We start from the raw sequence: 22,319 nt of genomic DNA on the forward strand, positions 1-22,319 counted from the left end.
CGGCATTGCCCCGTACGGGGCTTTTTTGTTATTGTCGATCCGAAAATGAAAACTCACTTCCGGATTTTTACTTATTGGCTAAACCTGGATTTCAAAGGGGAACTTCATTCCCCATTCTTTACGCATATTATCCATAATTTTTAATACGGCGATTGTGTCTTTCGGTTTCATTATGTCACTTGCCGTTTTCCCCTGACGAATACAATCGTTGGAATGCCTTAATTGATACTCAAAGCCATCAAAATCAAACGGGAAGTTATACTCTTTTTTATTTTCATTCTGGTAAACAGTAAAACCATTTGCAGCATGCGGCGTATCTATAACAATGTAGCCATTTTTACATTGAATAACCGCTTGCTGGCGTGATAATGCTTCTACTGATGAGCTTAGCAAAGCAACTTGCTCACTTTCATACTGCATATAATAGAAACTTGACAGATCAACTCCACCGTCAGATAACACGGCGTTAGAGACTACTTTTTGAGGTTCATAGCCCAACAACATGCAGGTAATACCAATAACGTAAATCCCCACATCATAAAGTGCACCACCCGCAAGCGCAGGGTTTATTTTACGATCACTCCTGCTACCTGGCGGATTGATACCAAAATCTGCGGCTATATTAACCACATCACCCAGTTGACCGCCGTTTAAAATTTTAAGTATTTCAGTATATGCCGGTAAGAATTTCGTCCAGAACGCTTCCATAATAAACAAGCCATTATCAGATGCTTGTTTAAATAGATGCTCAGCCTGCTTTACATCGATAGTGAAGCTTTTTTCACATAAAACGTGTTTGTTATTTTTTAAGCACAGTAAGCTATTTTCGTAATGTGAATTGTGTGGCGTTGCGATATACACTGCATCTATATCAGCACTCTGCGCCAGTTCCTGATAACTGCCAAATGCCTTCTTCGCACCATATTGCGTAGCAAAATCTTCTGCTTTTTCAATGGAGCGTGATGCCACACCAACAAATTCACACTCATCTGACAAATATCCCAACGTGCCTGCGAATTTTTTAGCGATCGTTCCCGTACCAATGATGCCCCAACGAATTTTTTTCATATTAATTACCATTCACTATTTTAATTTGATAAATAACCCTACATTCCAAACTAACGCTGAAACACCTTAATTTCAATGAGTTATTCTCAAATAGAAACCACCAGGTCCGATCAGAGTTCATATCTACTACACGCTAACGGTTCATATTCTTATTCAGTCATGCGCTTGAAATATCAGTCAATGGGGCCAGATTCGCCAGTCGATTTAAAATTCGTTATTATCCGCTCCCACTCACCCTCCAGGCAGCCTGATGTCTACGATTATCGATACCTTTATTGCTCCGCCCTGCCATGACAAGGTAGAGATACTCTATCAGGATGAGCACCTGGTGCTTATCAACAAACCCTCCGGGCTGCTCAGCCTCTCAGGGAAAAACCCGCAAAATCTCGATTCGGTGCATCATCGATTAGTTAAGACATTTCCCGGCTGCACTTTGGTCCACCGCCTGGATTTCGGTACTTCCGGGCTGATGGTGATTGCCCGTAATAAGGCTATTAATGCAGCCCTTTGCCAGCAATTCAGCCAGCGCGCGGTGACCAAAGTATACAGCGCACTGCTCTGCGGGCACCTGGACAACAACGAAGGGGTGATAGATGCACCGATTGCCAAAGACCCGGCGCTTTTCCCGCTGATGTCGATTTGCGCAATCAACGGCAAACCTGCACGCTCTGGCTATCGTGTTATTGAACGCTTTTATCACGAACTGGAGAACGGGACGTTACTGCCATTAACACGAGTTGAACTAACCCCGGAAACAGGACGTACTCATCAACTGCGCATCCATTGCCAGCAGTTAGGCAACCCTATTTTGGGCTGTGACCTATATGGCGGTTTACTGCTGCCGGGCACCGAACAAACTCCCCGTCTGATGCTGCATGCCAGCGAGCTGCATTTTGTTCATCCGGCTAGTGGGGAGTGGATTAGAGCGCGCAATGAGAGTTTATTTTGAGGAGAGGTTGATGCTACTCAAGTTGGATTAGTGTCTGCTGTGAGCGAGGAGCGGGTACAGTGACATGCGAAGGCTCGCATTGAAATCATTGCCAATAACTCTGTATGGTAATTGAGGGTGAGGTAATTAACATCAGTGTTGTGAATTTGCTTTTTACTAACTATAAAAAAGCAATATAACTAACTTAATGAACTCCTTATTCAGGAAATTGTTTTGCAACTACAATCCTCCAGACTGAATCTTCGTCCCGTAACTGCATCAGACTTAGATGACCTTTTCAGAATTTATGGCGACCCGGCTACGAACACGTTTAATCCCACAGGGCCATACCCTGACATACGGCATGCACAAACTGTTTTAGCTCGCTGGATCAGCCACTGGGAAACTCACCGCTTTGGAAACTGGGCAATCTCTTTGCAGGATAGTCCTGAAAGAATCATTGGTTTTGGGGGGCTGAGCATCAGCAGTTATGCAGATATCTTAATCTATAACTTAGGATATCGTTTCGCCACAGAAGCATGGGGAAAAGGCCTGGCGACAGAGTTTTCGAAGAACTCTGTCAGATATGGATTTGTTGAGTTAAAGCTGACTGAGATATCTGCCGTAGTAAGAGGAAACCACCTGGCATCGCAGAAAGTTCTTCGAAAAGCCGGGTTACAATACTTAAGAGAGATTCATGATGTGAAAGACGCTCCGCCTAGCCTGCTCTTTTCTCTCACACACAGCGAATGGCTTAGAAAGTCAATATGAGCATATATAATCTAACTCACAGATAGCTGAAATGAAGTAAATGAAACGCTTACGGCACTATGGAAAATTAGTTGTTCTGATACAAATCCCAGCGATTTCCGTAGAGATCCTCAAATACAACCACCGTTCCGTACTCTTCCTCACGTGGCTCCTCGCAAAATTTAACGCCTGCGGCCTTCATAGCTTCATAATCGCGCCAAAAATCGTCGGTCTGAAGGAAAAGGAATACCCGCCCGCCACACTGATTACCGATAAAGGTTTTCTGCGTATCGTTTGAGGCGCAAGCCAGAAGAAGATTACAATCACTTTCCGGGTTAGGCGTCAAAACCACCCAGCGCTTGCCAGGTTGAGGCGTGTCTTCAACAAGCGTAAACCCGAGGTTGCTTGTGTAATATTGAATCGCTCGATCATAGTCGTCGACGACAATAGCCACATACCCCATGCATCTTTTCTGCGTTCTCAAAATCAACACCATCCGTTTTGGGAGCTGCAATTCACTCGTATCACCATATCATTCGCTAGTAATGTCCGCTACTGGCACTAACCAACCCACAGGTTGAGCTCTGTCTGAAATGAGCTTTGCCACACTGTTTCGTTATAGTATTCCACTGCCAGCACCACTTTTAACGCTGTTTTCGTTCGTGATCAATAAGCCATTCTTTGCGCGCAATGCCACCGCCGTAGCCAGTCATTGCACCATCTTTACTGATAACTCTGTGGCATGGAATGACAATGGCTATTCGGTTTGCTCCATTTGCTGCGGCCACCGCGCGTGCTGCATTGGTATTTCCAATCTGCTCAGCAAGCGCTTGGTAGTGCGATGTTTGACCATAAGAAACCGCACGTAGCTCTTGCCAGACAGAACGTTGAAAATCACTACCGGGGGCATCGAGGAGTAGATCAAATTGTTGGCGAGTTCCAGAAAAATACTCACTAATCTCTTTTTCTGCCTGACGCGTATGACTATTTTCCCCTGATATTATTCGCGCTTTAAGCAAACGTTGAAGATCGCTAAATTCAGTCTCCAGCATCCGACGGTCAGTAAATTCCAGCAGGCAAACTCCACGTTCAGTGGCACAGACAAACATGGGACCGAGCGGTGTGGTAAAACGGTGGATCATAATAACCTGACCCTGTTGAGTTGGAGCAACACCCGTGACCCGTTTATAGGTATAACCAAAACCGCTCAATGATTCGTAGCCGTTATCCAAAGCAACATCAGTGGCCGTTCGCCCACCTTGTAGCTCCTGAAGCGCGATATTTACTCGTTGCATTCTTTGAAATGCATGGAAGGTAATTCCGTGATTTTGTAGAAACCAGCGCCGTACCCGCTCCGGGCTGATACCATGTTTCCGTAATTCTGCATCATTTATTCTTGTTTTAGGATTAGCGCGCACCAGTTCAAGCGCTTTTTCGATTAACAACGGTGCGCTGTGCGCATTTTCCGTGGGTCGGCACACTTTGCAAGGGCGAAATCCTGCATTCAGAGCAGTTTTAAAATCTTTGTAAAACTCGACATTTTCACGTTTCGGTTTCCGTGCCCGACATACCGATATACAAAATACTCCTGTTGTTTTGACACCAACAAAAAACACCCCTGTATACTCTGAAGCGCGCTCAAGTAATGCCTGATACCAGACATCGCACTGTTCATTATCGAGAACTTTCATCAACAAAAACTCCTGCAAAGGACTGTTGTGAATGGATAATTTGCATTAAATCTTTAAGCTTCGATTGAATGGCTGAGTGAACGAAATTACCCATAGAAATGCGACTTACACCTAGTGTTTCCAGCATCTCGAACGTGGGGAGATTTGGCATACACATTACGTTTAATGGCAGATTGAGCTCTTTGGTAATGGTTTCAATATCTTTTTCTGACGTGAGGCATGGAACAAAAAGCCCGTCTGCACCCGCAGCTTCATAAAGTCGGCCGCGTAACAGCGTTTCTTGCAAAGCCTGCTCATGATTAAGCAGGTATGTATCAGTACGGATATTAAGAAATAATTGATAATGCTCTACATTCAACATCTTGCGAATCTTTTTTAGTTTACTGGCAAATGCTGGGGCATCATCAAGTTGCCTGACACCGTTAACAACTCTGCTGTCCTCAAGGTTTATACCAACCACGCCAAGTTGTACGAGGCGTTTAAGATGAGTCGTAATCTCTTCAGCTGTATAACCAAATCCTGCTTCTACATCAACACTTAATGGCAGGTTACTGACGGATTTGATGCGAGTGACGAAATAGAGCAATTCGTCAAAAGACATGGCTTCTCCGTCTTCGTAACCTAACGTAGCGGCAATCGCTGCACTGGAAGTACCAAGGGCCTGATAACCCGCCTGCTGCGCCGCAATCGCACTTCCAGCATCCCAGACATTCGCGATCAGTAGCGGTTTGTTTTGATTATGAAGCTCAATGAAGTTCATGATTATCTCCTTTTAGAATGAAGATAAATCTAGAACATCCGACGAAACCCTCACAACCGAAAATCGGACGACCATTTTTTGTTGACCATATATGGACGCCCCGGGTGCTGCAAGTCCTGATTCGATACGGTTTGTGACCATATATCCGGCGTCGTTAGTAGGTTCAATGACCTGCGCCATGATGTTATCCGAGCCCTGTTTCCTTATCACTACACCGGTATTTGATTACACAGGTCAACTTCAGGCTGTTACAGGGACGGTAGCCGTTTTCTCATCAGTGCCTGCAAACTCAGAGAGACATATTTTCTTCAACACTCCATTACGTTAACTCACAGCAAAAGCCTTATTCATATTAAAATCAACACTATCGGTCAGTAAGCTCCAGATTATCCTTGTCAGTTTATTCGCCAACGCTACGGTGGTTTTCAGAAACCCACGCCGGGCCTCAAGTTTTTTCTGCAACTGAATAAAGTTTTCAATTTTCTGGCCGTTACTTATTCTATAGGCAGGAGGTTTCAGGAGGAGGGACAATGGCATTTACCGTTGGTGAAAACTATGCATTCAGGGACATACAGAAGCGTTATAAATCGCTGAAACCAGGCGAAAAGGGACTGTCGCAGGGCGGTTTTTTGAATCCCTCGCGTGGCAATTCCTCTACGTCAATTCGCGCCATCTTTGCGCGCAGAGAGGTCAATGGCCCCCTTGATAATCTGTTGTTCATTTCTGGCGATAATGCGTACCGAAACTACTTTAACCGTCTTGGGAAAGTGCAAAAGGAATGGAGTCCATTCCTCTATTTTAAAGAAAAGAATGGCGAGTGGTCTTATATGGGACACAGTAAGGTGGATCGTTTACTGGAGCCCGGATCAGAAGAATTAACCCTCTTGCTTGACGAAATGGGCTGCACGCTGGAAAAGGTTGGCGAGGCGGATGGCAAACCATTGTGGCAGCTTTCCGCATTTGGATGGCAAGGTTTTAACAGGCCACGTAAACTGGAATTTATTGCGGTCTTACAGCAGGATGTGTAGCTAAAAAATAGTTGATGGTCTGTCTTTGTCATCAGATGTGGTTGGGGGACGTTCAGTGCGGACATTCCCGGCATGCGATATCAAGAAGATACATCACCGTTGTTCGTCGCTTGACGCAACGTCGCTATAACGAGAGGGAGCATGTTCAGTCGTAATATCGGTAATCTGATTTCAGGGATATTTGCAACGGATCAACCTAATGGACAATCTTTGGCCTCAAAAAAAGAGGTTCCGATGCAGAAAAAACCTACGGCCCCTAAAATCCACAGACGTGCCGGTAATGTGTCCGACAGCACACCGTTTTCCCAGGACAGGCCTGCGGCAAGCAGCAAACCGTTGCGGCTGAAATCACTCAGCTCCTCGAGGCTACTTGCGCAGGCCTGACCGGTCACCGCACCTGCATCCCGCAGTGTTTCAAAAGCCGCAAGCTCAATAGCACGTAGCATGCCTAAGTGTTCAGGCTGTGCGGGGCCGATAGTGAAATCCATGACTTAATTCTCCATGTTTCTGACGAGACTACCCGCTGCATGTCCGGCAACGATTTTAAGCATTATCAGCGTCCAAAAGAGACGTGCCGTAAGAATTGTCGATGGTGCAAAGCCAGCGACCATCGCGTTCCTGCCGAAATACATAAGTTGCGCGACGTGTGGTTTCAACTGTTCCGCTATGACCATCGGGGAAACGAAGCACCGTTTCCATAATAACGAGAGCGTTGTCGCCACCTTCTATGACCTGCATCTCCCCCTGTTCCACCATTAGCTGCCCCTGAAAATAATCAGAGATGGCAATAAAGGCTTTGCGGATATTATCTTTACCTTTGACGATCATTCCTGGCTTAACCACCAGAGCAGCGTCTTCGGAATAGTTTTCCATCAGAGCGTCATAATCTTTAGCGGTGATAGCTCTATCGCAGGATTCAATGATCTGACGTAGCGGATGTGAGTGCATAAATATTACCTTTATTAAGCGGCCAACCCGTTGTCGCCAACGAATATACGAATCTAGAACAGCACCATTTTTTCATAAGGATGCTTCATACAGGCACTGAGTCGGCTATCCAAATCGCCATCATGAATTTCCAGCTTATGCCCATCAGGATCCAGGAAATAGATAGATTTGCCTTCGCTCTTATTTGTTTTCCACTCTGTCACGCCCGATGATTTCAGGTGAGCAGCAAACGCATCAAAGTCTTCGCTGCGGATGCTGAAGGCGTAGTGAGTGTAATCTTCATGCGAAGCAATAACGTCAGCAGAAAGACACAGCCACAGATTCCCAAGGTAAAGGTAAGCCCCAGTGGCCCATCTGGCCTTAGGTGTAAAGCCAAGCGTGTGGACGTAAAAATCAAAACTTCTTGAAATATCACTGACTGCTATGGTTATGTGATTCAATCCACTTAGCATGCGAAGCCTTTTCTGCAAGATGTGGGCGGTTATGAGCAAAAAGCATACACGTTTAAACAGGAGAAAAGCGATGATTTCAAAGGATAATGCAGAGCATTATATCTGGGGTGACAATTGTGACGGTTGGTATCTGTTAAACCGAACGGACATGTTGATTATTCATGAAAAGATGCCTTCCGGCACTTGCGAAAAACGACATTTTCACTCCGTTTCCAGACAGTTTTTCTTTGTTCTTCAGGGTGTCCTGACGATGGAACTTGAAGGTAATAAACATGAAATCAAGGCCCACCAGGGATTAGAAATTCCGCCGGGGATAAAGCATCAAGCCAGAAACGACGGACAATCTTCCGTAGAATTTATTGTAATCTCTCACCCGACAACACGAGGCGATCGTTCAGATATTCCATCCTCATGACGACAGTTCCGCTTCTGGCACGGAGTCGCCAGCGAACGATCTTAGAGCAGATCTGAGCGAAAGTCAGATATTCCATGACATTTTATTGATAGGAAAATACTTGTTGATTGCACAATCTACTTTTATTATCTGATATATTAAATATTATACCCCCTTCCCTCCTGTATAAGGATGCGCTACTCTCGAAATGAGTTCGCTACTATAACGGTTGTGGCCATATATTTTTTCAATTCATAAAAACTTAGGCTAGCATCTGATATATAATTTATAAACAAAGGTTAAAAATGAAAAAAACAACTCTGGAATATACATCTGTTGACTTATCTCGTTGGGCAAGGAAAGAGCATTTTGAAGTATTTCAGTCTTTTGCTCAATGCACATTTAACCAAACTGTCCTGTTAGATATTACCGCGCTGCTAAAACATATAAAAGAAGTTGGCTGGAAATTTTACCCTACCATTATTTCCCTCCTTTCTAAAGCCGTAAACAATCATGCGGAGTTCCGTATGGCTATAAAGAATAATGAGCTTGTCATATGGAATGAAATTCATCCAAGCTATACCATTTTCCATAATGAAACGGAGACCTTTTCATCATTATGGAGTCACTTCGATGGCAATATTCATCACTTCCAGAGCGTTTATTCAGAAGACGTTGCACGCTATGGTAATAACCTTTCTTATTGGCCTAAGGAGGAGTCTCGGGAAAATGTATTTTTCGTATCGGCTATTCCTTGGGTAAGTTTTACCAGTTTTAATATGAACATTGCTAACATGCAGAATTTTTTTGCCCCCATGTTCACTCTTGGAAAATATTACAAACAAGATGGAAAAGTATTGTTGCCTCTGTCCGTTCTGGTACATCATTCCGTGTGCGATGGTTTCCATGTGGCGAGACTTATCAATGAGTTACAAGATATGAGTGATAGCATCAAGCACCTTTCATAGGAATTCAATGCCTGATGCGCCAGAAGCCCTGAACTCACAGGCAGAAAGAACATTCCCTCTTTAACCGTTTCTGATTTTCCCATCGATATAAGGCTGAGGCTTACCAAACAGATAGCCTTGTATGAAATCACAGCCCAGCACCTGGAGGCTTTCCAGCTGCTCCTGTGTTTCAACACCTTCCGCAATGGACTTCATATTGAGGGATTTCGCCATGCCGGTGATGAGCCTGATGATATTAAGGGCGTCTTCGTGTGTCGATATCGAATGCACAAAGGACTTGTCTATTTTGATTTTATCGAAGGCAAGCCTGCTCAGGCGCGAAAGAGAAGAATAACCGGTACCAAAATCATCGATGGAGATTTTAACCCCCAGAGCCCGCAACCTGTTAAGGGTGTTTATTGGCGTATGGCTCTCACTAAAGAGAGAGGATTCAGTCACTTCCAGTTCAAGACGCTCAGCGGGAAGTCCCGTTTCGTTCAGAATAGACTGCACGATTGTGGCAAAGGCTTTGTTGCTTAGCTGGACAGGAGAGACATTGACTGAAATTTTAGCCGGAATCACCCAGGAAGCGGCCTCCCGGCAGGCCATTTCAAGCACCGATTTCCCCATCTCGTTAATCATTCCTGTTTTTTCAGCCACAGGAATAAAGCTGTCTGGCGACAGGAGGCCCTTCAGAGGATGTATCCAACGAATAAGGGCTTCATAGCTGTAAATTTCCTGGCTGAAAGAATCGACAATAGGCTGATAATAAACCACGAATTCTTTATTCACTATCGCCAGTGCCATATCATGCTCAAGAGTTCGACTTTCTTGCAGTTTTTCTAACATCCATTGCCGGAAGACTTTTATCTTACCCGCGCCTTCTTTCTTAGCTTCATAAAGGGCCAGATCGGCAAATTTATAGAGATAGTCGGAGCGGCGTTCAGTGTCTGAGATGACGATGCCAACACTGGTAGTTATATTGATAATCGTATTATAAATAGTGTAGGGCTGGCTGATAACATCGCATATATTTTGGGCTCGTGAAACGGCACTGCTCTCCGTCATGCCACTCGAGAGAAATGCAAATTCATCACCGCCTAAACGATAAAGCGTATCGGAAGTCAGGCCCATCGAAATCAGACGCTGTGATATCTGGCGTAATAACATATCACCGACATCATGACCATATGTATCATTCACTTCCTTGAATCGATCTAAATCAAACAGCATCACATTCACAGTATTATTGCTTTTTACTGCGTTCTCGATGGTTTCATTTAAATTCCCCCAGAAAAAATGGCGGTTATTCATCTCTGTCAGAGAGTCATGGTAGACGTCATACTCCAGCTTTGCATTCTGAACTTGCAGTTTTTCTTTAGATTCCTGTAGAGCTTCAGCAAGACTCTTTACCTGAAGATGTGCTTTCAGAATATTTCTGTTTTGATAAAATATCAGCAGACCAAGTATCGCACTCATTATTATCAGCAATACAGACGTCGCTGAGTAAATATAGTACAGGATTTTAATTTTGAGGTTGGCGTCATTAATCGAGTTGATATCTTTATCTAAAGCCCCCGACGACAGACGACCCAGTTGCGGGTCAAGTGTCTGCATTTTTTTCAGGTATGCCTGGAGTTCTGAGCGGCTCATTTTCTCAAGATGAGAATCCAGATACTCAAGTGTATTTTCAAGCTGTATAGCCAGTGCATGATGAGTTTTATTACTTTCTATGTAACTCCTCAGGTCACCTTCTTTCATTAAATCACTCTGGCTGAGCATAATGTCGAGACGCATGCGTACATCATCCAGTGTCATCGTCTCATCGATAGTGTAAAGACCAAGCAACGATTCGAACCGGTAATATTCTGAAACCATCTGTGCAGCAGACCACGAAGCGGTGTAGTGAGTCAGTTTCTGTAACTCTTGTTGCCTTTCATGCACAAGGAAAGAGATATATCCGGTAGATATAAAAAGGAAAAAAATGATGCCAGCCAGAATTCTGTTCATGTTGGTCTTCTGACCCCTTACTCAATATTCATTCTGCTGACCTGCCATGCTGACCTTGAATAATAAATCTGATTATTCAACTCAGGCATGCTGTCATAGGGGTAAACAACAAACAACGGGCCTTTATCACGGATACGCATATATTCTCCGTTAATTTTTAAAGCAAGGATAACGTTGTATTTCTTAAAATCACTGAGGGGGATTTCGGTGGTGTAGTCATTGAGTGCTGTGATCTTAACAACAGAACCTTTCGCTCCGACATAATCCATAAGCTTTTGCAGTGGAATACCCGTAAAGGTAGTGCGTCCATCATACCAGGGAGACGTAGTCTGAAAGCTGACCATACCCAGTTTCTCAAGGCTGGCGAGATCAAAAACGGCTTTCCCACCTTCATTTGTATTTTCGATATGACCAGACATCGTTAAAAGGACTTTACCGGCAGGTCTGGAAAATTCACCCGCCCAGACCTGGGTGGAGAGCGCAAAGCTTAACAGCATGACAATTAATCGCATTTTGACCTCGTATATCAACCGGATGTTAAAGAATTATAATTTAGTTATTGTGCTATTTATATATGCTCCCGGACTATTGTTGACGCAATCATTTTACCAACATTTTAACTCTTTAAAATCAAATGGTTAAGAATGATTTTCTTTTTATATTGATTAAGCAAGGTCGATGCCGTTATTTGATATACACAAAATAATGTTGCACCTGCACAAATAAAAGCCACCTGTTTACTCAGCGTAAATAAACACACAGCAATATAAAGGTTTATTTATTTGTAAGGCAGGAGGGGTTTCACGCAAGCAATTTTCCGTTCCTGGCACAATGAAGACATTAAAAAATGATTTCCCCTACAGACACAGGACTGGTGAGCGGATGACGGTCTACATCGTACTAACGTTTCGGCCAAATAGTTTCAGCGGGGATTCCCCTCCCAAATACCCCTACTCTCTGTAAAGTTTTGCATATCATTTTGACCCTCCCCTTACGGGAAGGTTTAGAGTCGGCGTCAATCTCACTCTCTTTTCAGCAAGGAATGATTAATGAAACGAAGCATACTTTTCGCATTACTGGCACTTGGCATCAGCGGTTCAGCATTGGCTCAGAACGATGCCGACTTCCTCGCAGCACACGGTTTAGCGGGTAAAACTACCGAGCAAATGGTTGAGGCGATTGATGGCTCACCGCAGGCGCGACCATTACCGTATAACGCAGGCATCACCAGCACAGAATTGAAGTTGTCTGACGGCACACAGCAGTTCAGCTATCCGCTCGGCGATAAGTTCTATTTGTCTTTCGCACCTTATCTGACGCAAACCCATCCGTGTTTTAACCACAGCCTTTCTGGCTGCCGTGGAGAGCTTGCGAATACGCCGTTTGATGTGAAAGTGACGGACAAAAGTGGCAAAGTGTTGATGCAGAAAAAGATGAGCAGTCACGCGAATGGCTTTGTTGGCATCTGGTTGCCACGTGATATGGAAGGCACAATTGAAGTGAGTTACCAGGGTAAAACGGCCAGCGCGCCGATTGCGACACATAAAGACAGCCAGACCTGTTTAACCACGCTGCCATTGCAGGGTTAACCGTTTAAATATCGAATGAATGTCGGGTGACGCGAACGCTTACCCGACCTATCCCTCTACCGAGTCGACCAAAACGCCTGCTGCATCGCCTTTGTCTCTTCGATGATTTCCGGCACCGGGCCAATCAACTCCACCGGTTTCTGGCAATGCTCAAAGACGTATTTCGACGACACGCTCATGGTCGGGTTTTCTTCGTGGTTGCCGGTCGCTTCCAACAGCTGGCTTTCATACATGCCAAAAACAACTCGCCCGATATTCGCCCAATACGCCGTTCCCGCGCACATGCAGCAGGGTTCAACTGCAGTATATAGCGTGCATTGCCATAAATATTCGGCGGTGTAATTGGTGGCTGCAATTCGCGCAAGTGTTGATTCCGCGTGGTTAACCGTGTCGATATTGCACTGCTCAAGCAATACTGTTTCGTTATCGGGTGCGACTAACAGCGCGCCAAATGGATGATGTCCGAGCGCTATTGCCCTGTGTGCTACCGCATTGGAACGGCGCAAGTGGCGAACAATCTGTTCTTTACTCGGTGCTGGCCCACGTTTTACTGACATATTTTCTCCTTCATTATTTCGCGTCGATGCTCCACGGGAACAGTCGTTTTTGCAGCCAGCTCACCAGCCCATACAACATCAGGCTGCACACCACCAGCAAGAACAAACTGGCAAAAGCCAATGGGATTTTGAACGATGAAGTGCTGAATAAAATCAGATATCCCAGGCCTTGATCTGCTGCGACAAACTCTGCCACCACCGCGCCGATAATCGACAGCGTAATCGCCACCTTTAGCGCACTGAAGATATACGGCACCGCATACGGCATACGAATCTGCCAATATTCGCGGTTGCGTGGTGCACGTAATGTTTTAGACAGCTCAAGCAATTCGGACGGCACTGAATTCATTCCGGTCGCCGTGGAAATCACCAGCGGGAAAAAGGAGATAAGCGTAGTGATCACCACACGCGGCAGCATGCCGGAACCGAGTGTGACGACAATAATCGGCGCAATCGCCACTACCGGCGTGGACTGGATAACAATCAGCCAGGGCAACACCAGGCGGGCAAGCAACTTAGAGCTGACAATAGCAATAGCCAGCGGCAGCGCAATGACAATTGCCAGCAGGAAACCGCTTAACGCCACGCTCAATGTCGCCAGGATATGAGTCGCCCAGCGCCCGGCATCCAACGTAGTCACAGAAGCAAAAATGGCCGTTGGCGACGGCAGGATAAACACCGGAATGGCGAATAATTTACACGCCGCCTCCCAAAGCAAAACTGCCACCACCAGCGCCAGCAGCGCGATGTACTTTTCCAGAAACGCTTTCATGCTGGCTCCTTGCGGCGGCTAAAGACTTTGTGGCGGATATCGGCGGTTAACTCATGGAACAGCGGATGATTAAGGGTTTCCTCATCCCGTGGGCGAGCCAGCGGGACATCAATAATTTCACTTACTCGCCCAGGGCGTGCGCTCATTACCACGATGCGGTCGGAAAGCAGCAACGCTTCCTGAATTGAGTGGGTGACAAACAACACCGTTTTTGGGCGTTCGTTCCAGATACGCATCAACTCAAAACTCATTTCATCGCGTGTCAGTGAATCAAGAGCGGAAAACGGTTCATCCATCAGCAAAATATCCGGGTCATGCAGCAAAGAGCGAGCAATAGAAACACGCTGCTGCATGCCGCCTGACAATTCCGCCGGTCGCTTATTAGCAAACTGCGTCAGCCCTGTCATTTCCAGCAATTCATGCCCACGCGCGGTATCTTTAGCATCCACGCGGCCATACTTGTGTTTCATCGGAAATGTGATGTTATCGAGCACAGTTAGCCACGGCAGCAACGTCGGTTTCTGGAACACAAACCCCATTTCATCACGAGGTTCGGTCACCGGCTTGCCATATACAGAAATCATGCCGCTGCTCGGTTTGAGCAACCCGGCAATCAAACGCAAAATGGTCGATTTTCCGCAGCCTGACGGGCCAATAAATGAGACGAATTCGTGGCGGCGTAGCGTCAGATTCACCTCATCAAGTGCCGTAACCCTGGTACCATCAGCAGATTTAAACGTTTGATTGACATGACGAAGCTCTATAACAGGCTGCATATCATTCCCTTATTGTGCGAGAAAACTACGGTCGACCAGAGTTTCCGGGTTCACTTTATCGCTCGGATATTTCATTGATTTCGCCACCCATTCCCACGTGTGTTTCAGGAGCGTTGAGTCAAATTGCCCCAGGCCATCGCGCTGGCTAATTTCATTGTTAATCAGCGGTTTTGTGACATTGAAATCGGCTTCCAGCATTGCAACATCAGCTTCAGGCACCATCGCTTTTTGGTCAGCGGCGGCTTTATCCGGATGCGCGAGGCTAAATTCGATAGACTTTTTGGAAGCCCGGACGAAACGCGCTACAACATCCGGCTTTTCTTTGATGAGCTTATCGGATGCAAAGAACGACAAGCCGTAACCATCGAGGCCGTAATCGGTCCAGGCCAGTTCAAGCGGTTTTTTACTCACCTGAGCCAGCGTCGCTTCAATATTCGGGCGGTTAGTTGACCACACCACAACACCATCAACACGTCCCTGCGCAAGCATTGGCACCAACGTGCCCGGGTCGGCTTTGATCTGTTTTACGCTATCGGGGTCAACACCATTGTTTTGCAACATGATCGGCAACAAGGCGTTAGACGCAGAGAACGTTGGAATGCCAAGCGTTTTGCCTTTCAGGCTTTTCATATCGGTTACACCGCTGCCCTGCCACGAGTAAATCGCATCCGGCTGTTTTGAATAGATGCTCATGATGGCTTTCACCGGAATACCGCCTTCGGCCTGCGCCATCATTAAAGAAGCAATCCCGCCAGTTCCCACATCAGCCGCACCTGAAGCAATTTTCGTCAGCGTGTCGCTACTGCCACGGCCCGGTAATATGGCGACATCCAGCCCTTCGGCTGCGTAAAAACCTTCCTGGACACCAACAAAAACGAATGCTTTATCACCGCCATTTGGCATCCAGTCGAGTTGCAGTTTTAGTTTATCCAGCGCGCTCGCATGCGCACTTGCCAGTACCAGGGCTACAGCGGTTGTAAGTCGAATGACGCGCATGCTTATCTCCTCAGAAGGTGCTGAAACTGCCCCATGGGCATATGTGAAACTTTTGTCACAACGGTTAGAAACTTTTGTTTCAAACATACGAGTGACAGGGCCAAAAGTTAAAATATGAAAATCTTATAACCTGCTAAAAAGCAGCCATTTACACAGGAATATTGTTGGTATTCTTTATTCTCAGGTGCTTCGGGTATACCGTGTTGGGCATCAGAAACAATTAGGCTGGAATACCCGGCCCAACGAATGAGGAATCACCATGAAAGCAGTCGTACTTGAGCAAGTTGAAGGCAAGACTCTGGCCGAGGTAAAACAAATCTCTGAGCCAGCAATCGAACTGGGAAATGTGCTGGTTGATGTTGAGTGGTCAAGCCTGAACTATAAAGATGCGCTGGCGATCACCGGCACAGGCAAAATCATCCGTAACTTCCCGATGGTTCCGGGGATTGATTTCGCAGGCCGCGTGGCGAGTAGTGATGATGCTAATTTCAGCGCAGGTCAGGAAGTGGTGTTGACCGGCTGGGGTGTGGGCGAAAATCATTGGGGCGGTCTTGCTGAACTAGCGCGTGTGAAATCCGAATGGCTGGTTCCCCTGCCTGCTGGCCTTAGCGCACGTAAAGCGATGATCGTTGGTACCGCTGGATTTACTGCCATGCTGTGCGTGATGGCGCTGGAAGATGCAGGTATTACGCCAGAAAGCGGTGAAGTGGTTGTAACCGGTGCCAGCGGCGGCGTAGGCAGTACTGCAATCGCTCTGCTGCATGCTTTGGGCTACCAGGTTGCCGCTGTTTCTGGCCGGGAATCCACACACGACTATCTGCGCCAGTTAGGTGCCAGCCGCATTCTGCCACGCAGTGAATTCGCTGAAACTCGTCCGCTGGAAAAACAAGTGTGGGCTGGCGCGGTAGATACCGTAGGTGGCAATGTGCTCGCCAAACTGCTGGCACAGATGAACTACTCAGGTTGTGTCGCGGCCTGTGGCCTCGCGGGAGGGTTCTCACTGCCAACAACGGTGATGCCATTCATTCTGCGTAACGTGCGCCTGCAAGGTGTAGATTCGGTGAGTGCCCCGCAAGTTCGCCGCATCGCTGCATGGAAACGCCTTGCTGAGTTATTGCCAGAAAGCTTCTATGAAGCTGCGACAACAGAAATTAGCCTGGAGCAGGCGCCACAAGTTGCAGAAAGCTTTATGAGCAATGAGATTCAGGGCCGCACGTTGGTGAAGGTTAGTTAATTTTTTAAGGATCGAAGGTTTCCGTTCATCCTGGTGTGCAGTTCCTATGAAGAAACGGTGATTTTCCGTTCACCTGAACGTAATTCGATCCCACATCTTTCGGTGAACGGTGAACGTGCCAGGAGGATAACGACATCCCCTGGCAACCCCGGCTCCCGGTGATTAAATTGCCGCTGCGCGGTAAACCCCAGCTTATCCCCAACGTTCAGGGTCGTTCGCTATTCGTTCCTGACGATCGCTCTCTTTCACGGCGGACGGCAGCTCAACCCTGACTTATGGGTAACGCTGGAGCAATTTATACCGGGAACAAGGTCAAAACTGGCTCGGCTTTTGACTTTGACCTTCGAGTCCGGCATAAATCGCCTCCGTTTTGACTGTAAGGCCGGGTCGAGCCGTCGGGAACGGCGAGAGGTAGTGATCGCCGGGAGCGCGTCACAACCGACCCAGGGACTGAAAGGAAAAACGGAGGTTTACTGCGAAGCAGCGATTTAATCGCCGGGAGCCGGGATTGCCAAGGGTGCTGCGGTAGCACCCTTGGCACGTTCACCGTTTCGGTAGCTTCTGGGAACACTGAACGCTCAGTGAACGGAAAAAAGCAATCTCACAAAGCATTCCCACATAATCAGGAACTCACCCCGGCAACACAATATTGCTGTCTGCAAGCGATCCCATATTGTTGTGCATTGCGCATGCCGCATCCACCAGATGCATTGCCAGTGCCGCACCACTGCCTTCACCTAAACGCATACCCATTTGCAAATACGGCTCCAACCCTAATTTATTCATCGCGATAACCGCACCTTTTTCCGCAGATAAATGCGACGGGATTAGGTAATCACGCACACCTGGCGCAATCTGGCAGGCCGCGAGTGCTGAGGCATACGACAAGAAACCGTCGAGAACGACCGGCAGGCCAGCTGCCGCTGCACCCAACATCACCCCTGTCATCCCTACCAGGTCGAAACCACCCACTTTGACCAGCACATCAATACCATCAGCTGCATCAGGTTGATTGGTTTCAATCGCTTTACGTACTACGGAAATTTTGTGATGCATCTGGTCGACTGGGAAGTTAGCGCCCATACCAACAACGTCATCCGGTGAGCTATCGGTGAACACGCTGACCATCGCTGCCGCAGGCGTGGTATTGGCCATACCCAGTTCACCCACACCAAACAGCGTTACACCTTCAGCGGCTTTCTGAATGGTGAGTTGCATGGTTGCCAGCAGCAGATTTTCTGCTTGCTCACGGCTCATCGCCGGACCTTGCGCAATGTTGCCACTGCCGCGCGCCACTTTCATATCCAGTACACCTGGCAGAACATCGCTGTCGATACCAACATCGACCACATGAATATCCGCACCGACAGTCGCGCCCAGGACACACACGCCAGTGTTGTGACGCGTCATGTTCATTGCCTGAATAGCGGTGACAATTTGCGGTGAAATAGCCACACCTTCGGCATACACTCCGTGGTCGGCACACATCACGAAGATTGATTTGCGTTTAGTGTTCAGGCCATTTTTCATACCTGGCATTCCTGCCAGCTGCACCGCTAATGCTTCCAGACGCCCAAGGCTGCCGAACGGTTTAAGCAGGCCGTCGATATGTTGTTGTGCGCGTGACATTGCTTCGCTATCAAGCGGAGAAATCATTGCCAAAAGGGAGTTCAGTGTTTGCATTTTTTTCTCTTTAGAATCGGGATAAATAATGGTGGATGACGCTGCGCTTATCCACCCGACCTCAGCTCATTCGTAGGTCGGATAAGCGCAGCGTCATCCGACAATCAACGCAGTAGTGCCAACAAAAACACCAGCTCGCCTAATTCGATAGCCGCGCCCAACGTGTCACCTGTTTGCCCGCCGAGCGTGCGCTTTAACATCAGGCCAAGGCCATACATCGCCAGTATTGTGATTACCAGCGCCAGCAGCCCGGATGTGGGCAGCAGAACCGTACACAGCACCGCGCCGCCAATCAGCGTCAGCAGCGCTTGTGTGCCCGTCACTTTGCCAATAAACAAATTGCCCAGACCTTGTTCACGCGCATACTTGTGGTTGTACATCAGCAGCACACAAGCACTCCGCCCGGCAATGGACGCGGCGGCCAGCACCATCAGCATATTATTACCACGCAGGGCCAGCTCGCTCACCACCAGCACTTTGGTCACAATCAAAAAGATCAGTGCCAGCCCGCCGTGCGTTCCAAGGCGGCTATCGCGCATGATTTCCAACATGCGGTCACGTGTACGCGCAGAGAAAATGCCATCGCAAGTGTCAGCCAGCCCATCGAGATGGAAACCACCGGTCAATAATGCGAGTGCCAGAACATAACCCATGGCTGCTAAAGGTAAGCCTGCCCACGGTTGCAGCAGCGTAAATACAGCCCCTGCCAAAGCACCCAGTACCAGGCCAACAAACGGAAAGGTCACAATGCCGCGCACATACTGGTGAGTTTCGATACCATCCGCCCAGCGAGCGCGCACCGGGATGCGGCTCATAAACTGCAACGTGGCGAAGAACAAACGGAAGATCATTTAATTTTTACCCCAATCCCTGAAACGACAAGCCATACCTCGTCGGCACGCTGTGCCAGGCGCTGATTTACTCGCCCGGCGATATCGCGGAAATGCCGCGCCAGGCGGTTTTCCGGCACAATGCCCATCCCCACTTCATTGGTCACCAGAATGACTTCCGCCGGGCTTGATTCACAGGCCGCCAGCAAAATGTCGATTTGCTGATTCACCACCTGTTCCATCGAGTCAAAATCCCAGTCGTCTTCCGGTTTATCACCGGCGGCGTCATACATCACGTTAGTAATCAAAGTTGTGATGCACTCCAGTAGCACAGCTTCGTGGGCATCATTGTGCTCATTAATAACGCTATTTAACTCACGATATTGCTCAATGGTTTGCCAGTGCGAGGGGCGGCTGTCGCGGTGGTGCGCAATTCGCTGCTCCATTTCACTGTCGAAAATTTTCGACGTGGCGATATACAGCACTCGTTCAAAATTTGCCGCCAGTTGTTCGGCATGACGGCTTTTACCGCTGCGAGCCCCACCCGTGACTAATTTCATATTGGTTGTTCCTGATGCTCTTCCATAATCTGGTAAATACGTGAGATATCAATATTCTCGCGCATCGCGTCAGCCAGGATATTGAACTGCTGCTCTTTATGATTTTGATAGTCGAATACCTTACCTTCCCAGGCATTCAGCCCTTTGCGCAGACGCAAGCTATTCAACAGACTGCGGGTAAAGTCACCACTATCAAACAGGCCATGCAGGTAAGTGCCCAGCACACGACCATCCTCGCTGATTGCACCATCAACATTATGATAAGGCTGAGTATTACACTCGTTGAAAGTAGCGAAAGGCACGGTATTTTCCCCACGCTGAGTTTCGCCCATATGAATTTCATAACCTTGTAGTGCTGTACCTGAGCTTGCGGCAAAAACTCCTGGCAGCTGTGCCTGAACCTGACCTGCGACACGGGTCGTGGTTTTTTCACTGGCAAAACGGGTGACAACATCAAGCAGGCCAATACCTGGCATTTCGCCAAGCCCGGATTCCACTTCGTCGTAAATATGCTGCCCGAGCATCTGATAGCCGCCACAAATCCCCAGCACCGCGCCGTCATGGCGATGGTGTGTTAGCAGCGCCTGTTCAAGGCCATTTTCGCGCAACCAGCGCAGATCGCCGAGTGTGTTTTTGCTGCCCGGCACAATCACCAGGTCACACTTTTGCAGCTCATCAGGCTTACTGACATAACGCAGGCGCACATCAGGCTGGGCGGCCAGCGCATTAAAATCGGTGAAGTTCGACATATACGGCAGTTTTAACACCGCAATATCCAGCTCTTTCGCTGTAACTTCGTCGTATTTCCCACGTTGCAGAACAACGCTGTCTTCATCCTCGAGATCGACATCCAGCCACGGCATGACGCCTAATACCGGCACTCCCGTTAACGCTTCAATCTGTTCGATACCGGAATAAAGTAGTGCCACATCGCCACGGAACTTGTTAATGATGACGCCTTTTACACGCCATTTTTCATGTTCCAGCAGTAGCGCGATAGTGCCATAAATCGATGCAAACACGCCGCCACGGTCAATATCCGCCACCAGAATCACCGGACACTGCGCCAGTTCTGCCATGCCCATATTGACGATATCGCGGTCGCGTAAGTTGATTTCCGCCGGGCTGCCAGCGCCTTCGAGCACCATCACGTCGTGCTCTGACGCAAGGCTTTGGTAAACCTCGCGGATTTGCGTTTTCAACTGGGGTTTGTAGTTGTGGTAAGTGACGGCATCCATGTTGGTGGCAACTTTGCCCATCAACACCACCTGGGCTTTGCGGTCGCTGGTTGGTTTAAGCAGGACCGGATTCATACGCACATCTGGCGCAATCCCTGCCGCTTCGGCCTGGAAAATTTGCGCCCTGCCCATCTCTTTACCATCTGGGGTAATGCCCGAATTTAACGCCATATTCTGCGATTTAAACGGCGCGGTACGCTGGCCATCCTGGGAAAAAATACGACACAGACCTGCCACCAGCATGCTTTTACCCACATCTGAGGCGGTACCCTGAACCATTATTGCAAGGCTCATCCTGCTTCCTTTGAAACGCGCAAAGCGTTAAACAATTGAGTTTCAGTTTTGCATAGCGGAAAACCGAGTTCGCTGTGCAGTTTGACCAGCCACGGCTGCACCAGCCCAGCATCTTGCAGCATCTGCGCCTGGCTAAAGACTTCACCGGGTTCACCTTCTGCGACGATTTTGCCGCCTTTCATCACGTACACACCGCCGCAAACTTCATAAATCAGATCAATATCGTGGCTGGATATGACAACGTGCTTACCCTGCGCGGCAATCCGGGCGATGATTTCAATCATCTGTTGGCGGCCCGATGGGTCAAGACCGGCGGTCGGTTCATCGAGCAATAAATAGTCGGCTTCCATTACCAGTGCGCCGGCAATGGCCACGCGTTTCTTCTGCCCATGGCTTAAATATTGAATAGGTTTGTGGCGAAAAGATTGCGCGTCTACCAGTTGAATGGCTTGTTCAACCCGGCGGGAAATTTCGGCTTCATCCACACCCAGATTGCGCAAACTAAACGCGATATCGCTGTCGATATCGGTATAAAAGATCTGTTGTTCCGGGTCCTGAAATACGGTGGTGACGCGCTGGCGGTGCTCGATCATCCCAGCCTTACTGTAATTTAACGGTTTACCCTGCCACAACACGGCACCCTGCTGGGGGCGCAACACACCGTTGAGGTTCATAAACAGCGTCGATTTCCCGCAGCCATTTTTACCGACAATTCCCGTCACCGGATACGCGCCAAAATCGAAGGTTAAGTCATGCAGAACCGTATCGTCCTGATAGCGAAAAGATAAATTTTGGGTTGTCAGCATTGGTGCAG

25 protein-coding genes are annotated in these 22,319 nt (G+C 47.8%); 7 read left to right on the plus strand and 18 right to left on the minus strand.

The features are described 5' to 3' along the window. Nucleotides 1-78: 78 nt before the first annotated feature. On the minus strand, nucleotides 79-1,068 hold the full coding sequence (locus M979_RS09550) for a Gfo/Idh/MocA family protein (RefSeq protein WP_064554700.1): 990 nt from the start codon (nucleotides 1,066-1,068) through the stop codon (nucleotides 79-81). A gap of 250 nt (nucleotides 1,069-1,318) precedes the next feature. On the opposite strand from M979_RS09550, the gene M979_RS09555 reads away from it, so the two are divergent. Together M979_RS09555 and M979_RS09560 are read left to right on the plus strand one after the other, a co-directional pair. Beyond that, the gene (locus M979_RS09555) at nucleotides 1,319-2,017 is read left to right on the plus strand and encodes an RluA family pseudouridine synthase (protein ID WP_064554702.1); all 699 of its coding nucleotides are present in this window, start codon (nucleotides 1,319-1,321) and stop codon (nucleotides 2,015-2,017) included. A gap of 213 nt (nucleotides 2,018-2,230) precedes the next feature. Beyond that, complete coding sequence (locus tag M979_RS09560) at nucleotides 2,231-2,767, plus strand: GNAT family N-acetyltransferase (RefSeq protein ID WP_064554704.1); 537 nt, start codon at nucleotides 2,231-2,233, stop codon at nucleotides 2,765-2,767. Nucleotides 2,768-2,834: 67 nt separating this feature from the next. Here M979_RS09560 and M979_RS09565 read toward each other — a convergent pair whose 3' ends face one another. The 3 genes from M979_RS09565 to M979_RS09575 all read right to left on the minus strand — a co-directional run bounded on the left by M979_RS09565 (nucleotide 2,835) and on the right by M979_RS09575 (nucleotide 5,197). Further along, nucleotides 2,835-3,230, minus strand: coding sequence for a VOC family protein (locus M979_RS09565; protein ID WP_064554779.1), 396 nt, complete (start codon nucleotides 3,228-3,230; stop codon nucleotides 2,835-2,837). Between the two features lie 160 nt (nucleotides 3,231-3,390). Next, entirely contained in the window at nucleotides 3,391-4,437 is a 1,047-nt protein-coding gene (locus tag M979_RS09570) for a bifunctional transcriptional activator/DNA repair enzyme AdaA (RefSeq protein WP_064554706.1), read from the minus strand. Further along, nucleotides 4,421-5,197: an isocitrate lyase/PEP mutase family protein gene (locus M979_RS09575; RefSeq protein ID WP_064554708.1), complete on the minus strand. Its 777-nt coding sequence runs from the start codon at nucleotides 5,195-5,197 to the stop codon at nucleotides 4,421-4,423. Before M979_RS09575 ends, M979_RS09570 begins: the two co-directional genes overlap by 17 nt. A gap of 530 nt (nucleotides 5,198-5,727) precedes the next feature. Between M979_RS09575 and M979_RS09585 the strand changes: the two genes are divergently transcribed. After that, nucleotides 5,728-6,225, plus strand: coding sequence for a hypothetical protein (locus tag M979_RS09585; protein WP_064554711.1), 498 nt, complete (start codon nucleotides 5,728-5,730; stop codon nucleotides 6,223-6,225). A 191-nt stretch (nucleotides 6,226-6,416) separates the two neighbouring features. Here the strand turns inward: M979_RS09585 and M979_RS23790 are convergent, their stop codons facing one another. From M979_RS23790 to fos, 3 genes are read right to left on the minus strand one after another with little or no spacing between them, the layout of a single operon-like run. Beyond that, entirely contained in the window at nucleotides 6,417-6,713 is a 297-nt protein-coding gene (locus M979_RS23790; protein WP_064554713.1) for a hypothetical protein, read from the minus strand. Between the two features lie 55 nt (nucleotides 6,714-6,768). Next, nucleotides 6,769-7,173, minus strand: a complete 405-nt coding sequence (locus tag M979_RS09595; RefSeq protein WP_064554714.1) for a YybH family protein — start codon at nucleotides 7,171-7,173, stop codon at nucleotides 6,769-6,771. Between the two features lie 53 nt (nucleotides 7,174-7,226). Beyond that, on the minus strand, nucleotides 7,227-7,625 hold the full coding sequence (gene fos, locus M979_RS09600) for a fosfomycin resistance glutathione transferase (protein WP_064554715.1): 399 nt from the start codon (nucleotides 7,623-7,625) through the stop codon (nucleotides 7,227-7,229). A 70-nt stretch (nucleotides 7,626-7,695) separates the two neighbouring features. On the opposite strand from fos, the gene M979_RS09605 reads away from it, so the two are divergent. Further along, nucleotides 7,696-8,040: a cupin domain-containing protein gene (locus tag M979_RS09605; RefSeq protein ID WP_064554717.1), complete on the plus strand. Its 345-nt coding sequence runs from the start codon at nucleotides 7,696-7,698 to the stop codon at nucleotides 8,038-8,040. 284 nt (nucleotides 8,041-8,324) lie between these two features. After that, nucleotides 8,325-8,987: a type A chloramphenicol O-acetyltransferase gene (gene catA / locus M979_RS09610; protein ID WP_083963911.1), complete on the plus strand. Its 663-nt coding sequence runs from the start codon at nucleotides 8,325-8,327 to the stop codon at nucleotides 8,985-8,987. A gap of 60 nt (nucleotides 8,988-9,047) precedes the next feature. Here the strand turns inward: catA and M979_RS09615 are convergent, their stop codons facing one another. Beyond that, the gene (locus M979_RS09615; protein ID WP_064554719.1) at nucleotides 9,048-10,976 is read right to left on the minus strand and encodes a putative bifunctional diguanylate cyclase/phosphodiesterase; all 1,929 of its coding nucleotides are present in this window, start codon (nucleotides 10,974-10,976) and stop codon (nucleotides 9,048-9,050) included. 17 nt (nucleotides 10,977-10,993) lie between these two features. After that, nucleotides 10,994-11,488 carry a putative pterin-binding protein gene (locus M979_RS09620; RefSeq protein WP_034458357.1) on the minus strand — a complete coding sequence of 165 codons (495 nt, stop codon included), beginning with the start codon at nucleotides 11,486-11,488 and terminating at the stop codon, nucleotides 10,994-10,996. Between the two features lie 537 nt (nucleotides 11,489-12,025). On the opposite strand from M979_RS09620, the gene cueP reads away from it, so the two are divergent. Next, a complete protein-coding gene (gene cueP, locus M979_RS09625; RefSeq protein ID WP_034458358.1) occupies nucleotides 12,026-12,565 on the plus strand; it encodes a copper-binding periplasmic metallochaperone CueP in 540 nt (179 codons plus the stop codon). A 56-nt stretch (nucleotides 12,566-12,621) separates the two neighbouring features. Here the strand turns inward: cueP and M979_RS09630 are convergent, their stop codons facing one another. From M979_RS09630 to M979_RS09645, 4 genes are read right to left on the minus strand one after another with little or no spacing between them, the layout of a single operon-like run. Next, nucleotides 12,622-13,122 carry a nucleoside deaminase gene (locus M979_RS09630; protein WP_064554721.1) on the minus strand — a complete coding sequence of 167 codons (501 nt, stop codon included), beginning with the start codon at nucleotides 13,120-13,122 and terminating at the stop codon, nucleotides 12,622-12,624. A gap of 13 nt (nucleotides 13,123-13,135) precedes the next feature. Next, the gene (locus tag M979_RS09635; RefSeq protein ID WP_064554723.1) at nucleotides 13,136-13,894 is read right to left on the minus strand and encodes an ABC transporter permease; all 759 of its coding nucleotides are present in this window, start codon (nucleotides 13,892-13,894) and stop codon (nucleotides 13,136-13,138) included. Further along, nucleotides 13,891-14,670, minus strand: a complete 780-nt coding sequence (locus M979_RS09640) for an ABC transporter ATP-binding protein (protein WP_064554725.1) — start codon at nucleotides 14,668-14,670, stop codon at nucleotides 13,891-13,893. Before M979_RS09640 ends, M979_RS09635 begins: the two co-directional genes overlap by 4 nt. A gap of 9 nt (nucleotides 14,671-14,679) precedes the next feature. Further along, nucleotides 14,680-15,666, minus strand: a complete 987-nt coding sequence (locus tag M979_RS09645; RefSeq protein WP_064554727.1) for an ABC transporter substrate-binding protein — start codon at nucleotides 15,664-15,666, stop codon at nucleotides 14,680-14,682. Nucleotides 15,667-15,925: 259 nt separating this feature from the next. Here M979_RS09645 and acuI point away from each other — a divergent pair, with 259 nt between their 5' ends. Next, a complete protein-coding gene (gene acuI, locus M979_RS09650; RefSeq protein WP_064554729.1) occupies nucleotides 15,926-16,900 on the plus strand; it encodes an acrylyl-CoA reductase (NADPH) in 975 nt (324 codons plus the stop codon). Nucleotides 16,901-17,530: 630 nt separating this feature from the next. Here acuI and cobT read toward each other — a convergent pair. The 5 genes from cobT to M979_RS09675 all read right to left on the minus strand — a co-directional run bounded on the left by cobT (nucleotide 17,531) and on the right by M979_RS09675 (nucleotide 22,311). After that, nucleotides 17,531-18,583 (minus strand): nicotinate-nucleotide--dimethylbenzimidazole phosphoribosyltransferase, encoded by a 1,053-nt coding sequence (gene cobT, locus M979_RS09655; RefSeq protein WP_064554730.1) that lies wholly within the window; start codon nucleotides 18,581-18,583, stop codon nucleotides 17,531-17,533. A 104-nt stretch (nucleotides 18,584-18,687) separates the two neighbouring features. Then, on the minus strand, nucleotides 18,688-19,431 hold the full coding sequence (cobS, locus tag M979_RS09660) for an adenosylcobinamide-GDP ribazoletransferase (RefSeq protein WP_064554783.1): 744 nt from the start codon (nucleotides 19,429-19,431) through the stop codon (nucleotides 18,688-18,690). Further along, nucleotides 19,431-19,973, minus strand: a complete 543-nt coding sequence (cobU, locus tag M979_RS09665; RefSeq protein ID WP_064554732.1) for a bifunctional adenosylcobinamide kinase/adenosylcobinamide-phosphate guanylyltransferase — start codon at nucleotides 19,971-19,973, stop codon at nucleotides 19,431-19,433. Before cobU ends, cobS begins: the two co-directional genes overlap by 1 nt. Then, on the minus strand, nucleotides 19,970-21,505 hold the full coding sequence (locus M979_RS09670; RefSeq protein ID WP_064554734.1) for a cobyric acid synthase: 1,536 nt from the start codon (nucleotides 21,503-21,505) through the stop codon (nucleotides 19,970-19,972). Before M979_RS09670 ends, cobU begins: the two co-directional genes overlap by 4 nt. After that, entirely contained in the window at nucleotides 21,502-22,311 is an 810-nt protein-coding gene (locus M979_RS09675) for an ATP-binding cassette domain-containing protein (RefSeq protein ID WP_064554736.1), read from the minus strand. The genes M979_RS09670 and M979_RS09675 overlap by 4 nt, the downstream gene beginning before the upstream one ends. Nucleotides 22,312-22,319: the final 8 nt, after the last annotated feature.

The sequence above is a fragment of the Buttiauxella noackiae ATCC 51607 genome, from assembly GCF_001654865.1.
Lineage (GTDB): Bacteria > Pseudomonadota > Gammaproteobacteria > Enterobacterales > Enterobacteriaceae > Buttiauxella > Buttiauxella noackiae.

Excerpts from the sequence above, each read along its gene's own strand:
- catA (WP_083963911.1), top strand. The coding sequence starts at position 8,325 with ATGAAAAAAACAACTCTGGAATATACATCTGTTGACTTATCTCGTTGG.
- M979_RS09575 (WP_064554708.1), bottom strand. The coding sequence starts at position 5,197 with ATGAACTTCATTGAGCTTCATAATCAAAACAAACCGCTACTGATCGCG.
- M979_RS09615 (WP_064554719.1), bottom strand. The coding sequence starts at position 10,976 with ATGAACAGAATTCTGGCTGGCATCATTTTTTTCCTTTTTATATCTACC.
- M979_RS09620 (WP_034458357.1), bottom strand. The coding sequence starts at position 11,488 with ATGCGATTAATTGTCATGCTGTTAAGCTTTGCGCTCTCCACCCAGGTC.
- M979_RS09550 (WP_064554700.1), bottom strand. The coding sequence starts at position 1,068 with ATGAAAAAAATTCGTTGGGGCATCATTGGTACGGGAACGATCGCTAAA.
- M979_RS09670 (WP_064554734.1), bottom strand. The coding sequence starts at position 21,505 with ATGAGCCTTGCAATAATGGTTCAGGGTACCGCCTCAGATGTGGGTAAA.
- acuI (WP_064554729.1), top strand. The coding sequence starts at position 15,926 with ATGAAAGCAGTCGTACTTGAGCAAGTTGAAGGCAAGACTCTGGCCGAG.
- M979_RS09645 (WP_064554727.1), bottom strand. The coding sequence starts at position 15,666 with ATGCGCGTCATTCGACTTACAACCGCTGTAGCCCTGGTACTGGCAAGT.
- M979_RS09595 (WP_064554714.1), bottom strand. The coding sequence starts at position 7,173 with ATGCACTCACATCCGCTACGTCAGATCATTGAATCCTGCGATAGAGCT.
- cobT (WP_064554730.1), bottom strand. The coding sequence starts at position 18,583 with ATGCAAACACTGAACTCCCTTTTGGCAATGATTTCTCCGCTTGATAGC.
- cueP (WP_034458358.1), top strand. The coding sequence starts at position 12,026 with ATGAAACGAAGCATACTTTTCGCATTACTGGCACTTGGCATCAGCGGT.
- M979_RS09635 (WP_064554723.1), bottom strand. The coding sequence starts at position 13,894 with ATGAAAGCGTTTCTGGAAAAGTACATCGCGCTGCTGGCGCTGGTGGTG.
- M979_RS09570 (WP_064554706.1), bottom strand. The coding sequence starts at position 4,437 with ATGAAAGTTCTCGATAATGAACAGTGCGATGTCTGGTATCAGGCATTA.
- cobU (WP_064554732.1), bottom strand. The coding sequence starts at position 19,973 with ATGAAATTAGTCACGGGTGGGGCTCGCAGCGGTAAAAGCCGTCATGCC.
- M979_RS09555 (WP_064554702.1), top strand. The coding sequence starts at position 1,319 with ATGTCTACGATTATCGATACCTTTATTGCTCCGCCCTGCCATGACAAG.
- M979_RS09630 (WP_064554721.1), bottom strand. The coding sequence starts at position 13,122 with ATGTCAGTAAAACGTGGGCCAGCACCGAGTAAAGAACAGATTGTTCGC.
- M979_RS09675 (WP_064554736.1), bottom strand. The coding sequence starts at position 22,311 with ATGCTGACAACCCAAAATTTATCTTTTCGCTATCAGGACGATACGGTT.
- M979_RS09585 (WP_064554711.1), top strand. The coding sequence starts at position 5,728 with ATGGCATTTACCGTTGGTGAAAACTATGCATTCAGGGACATACAGAAG.
- M979_RS09640 (WP_064554725.1), bottom strand. The coding sequence starts at position 14,670 with ATGCAGCCTGTTATAGAGCTTCGTCATGTCAATCAAACGTTTAAATCT.
- M979_RS09605 (WP_064554717.1), top strand. The coding sequence starts at position 7,696 with ATGATTTCAAAGGATAATGCAGAGCATTATATCTGGGGTGACAATTGT.
- fos (WP_064554715.1), bottom strand. The coding sequence starts at position 7,625 with ATGCTAAGTGGATTGAATCACATAACCATAGCAGTCAGTGATATTTCA.
- M979_RS23790 (WP_064554713.1), bottom strand. The coding sequence starts at position 6,713 with ATGGATTTCACTATCGGCCCCGCACAGCCTGAACACTTAGGCATGCTA.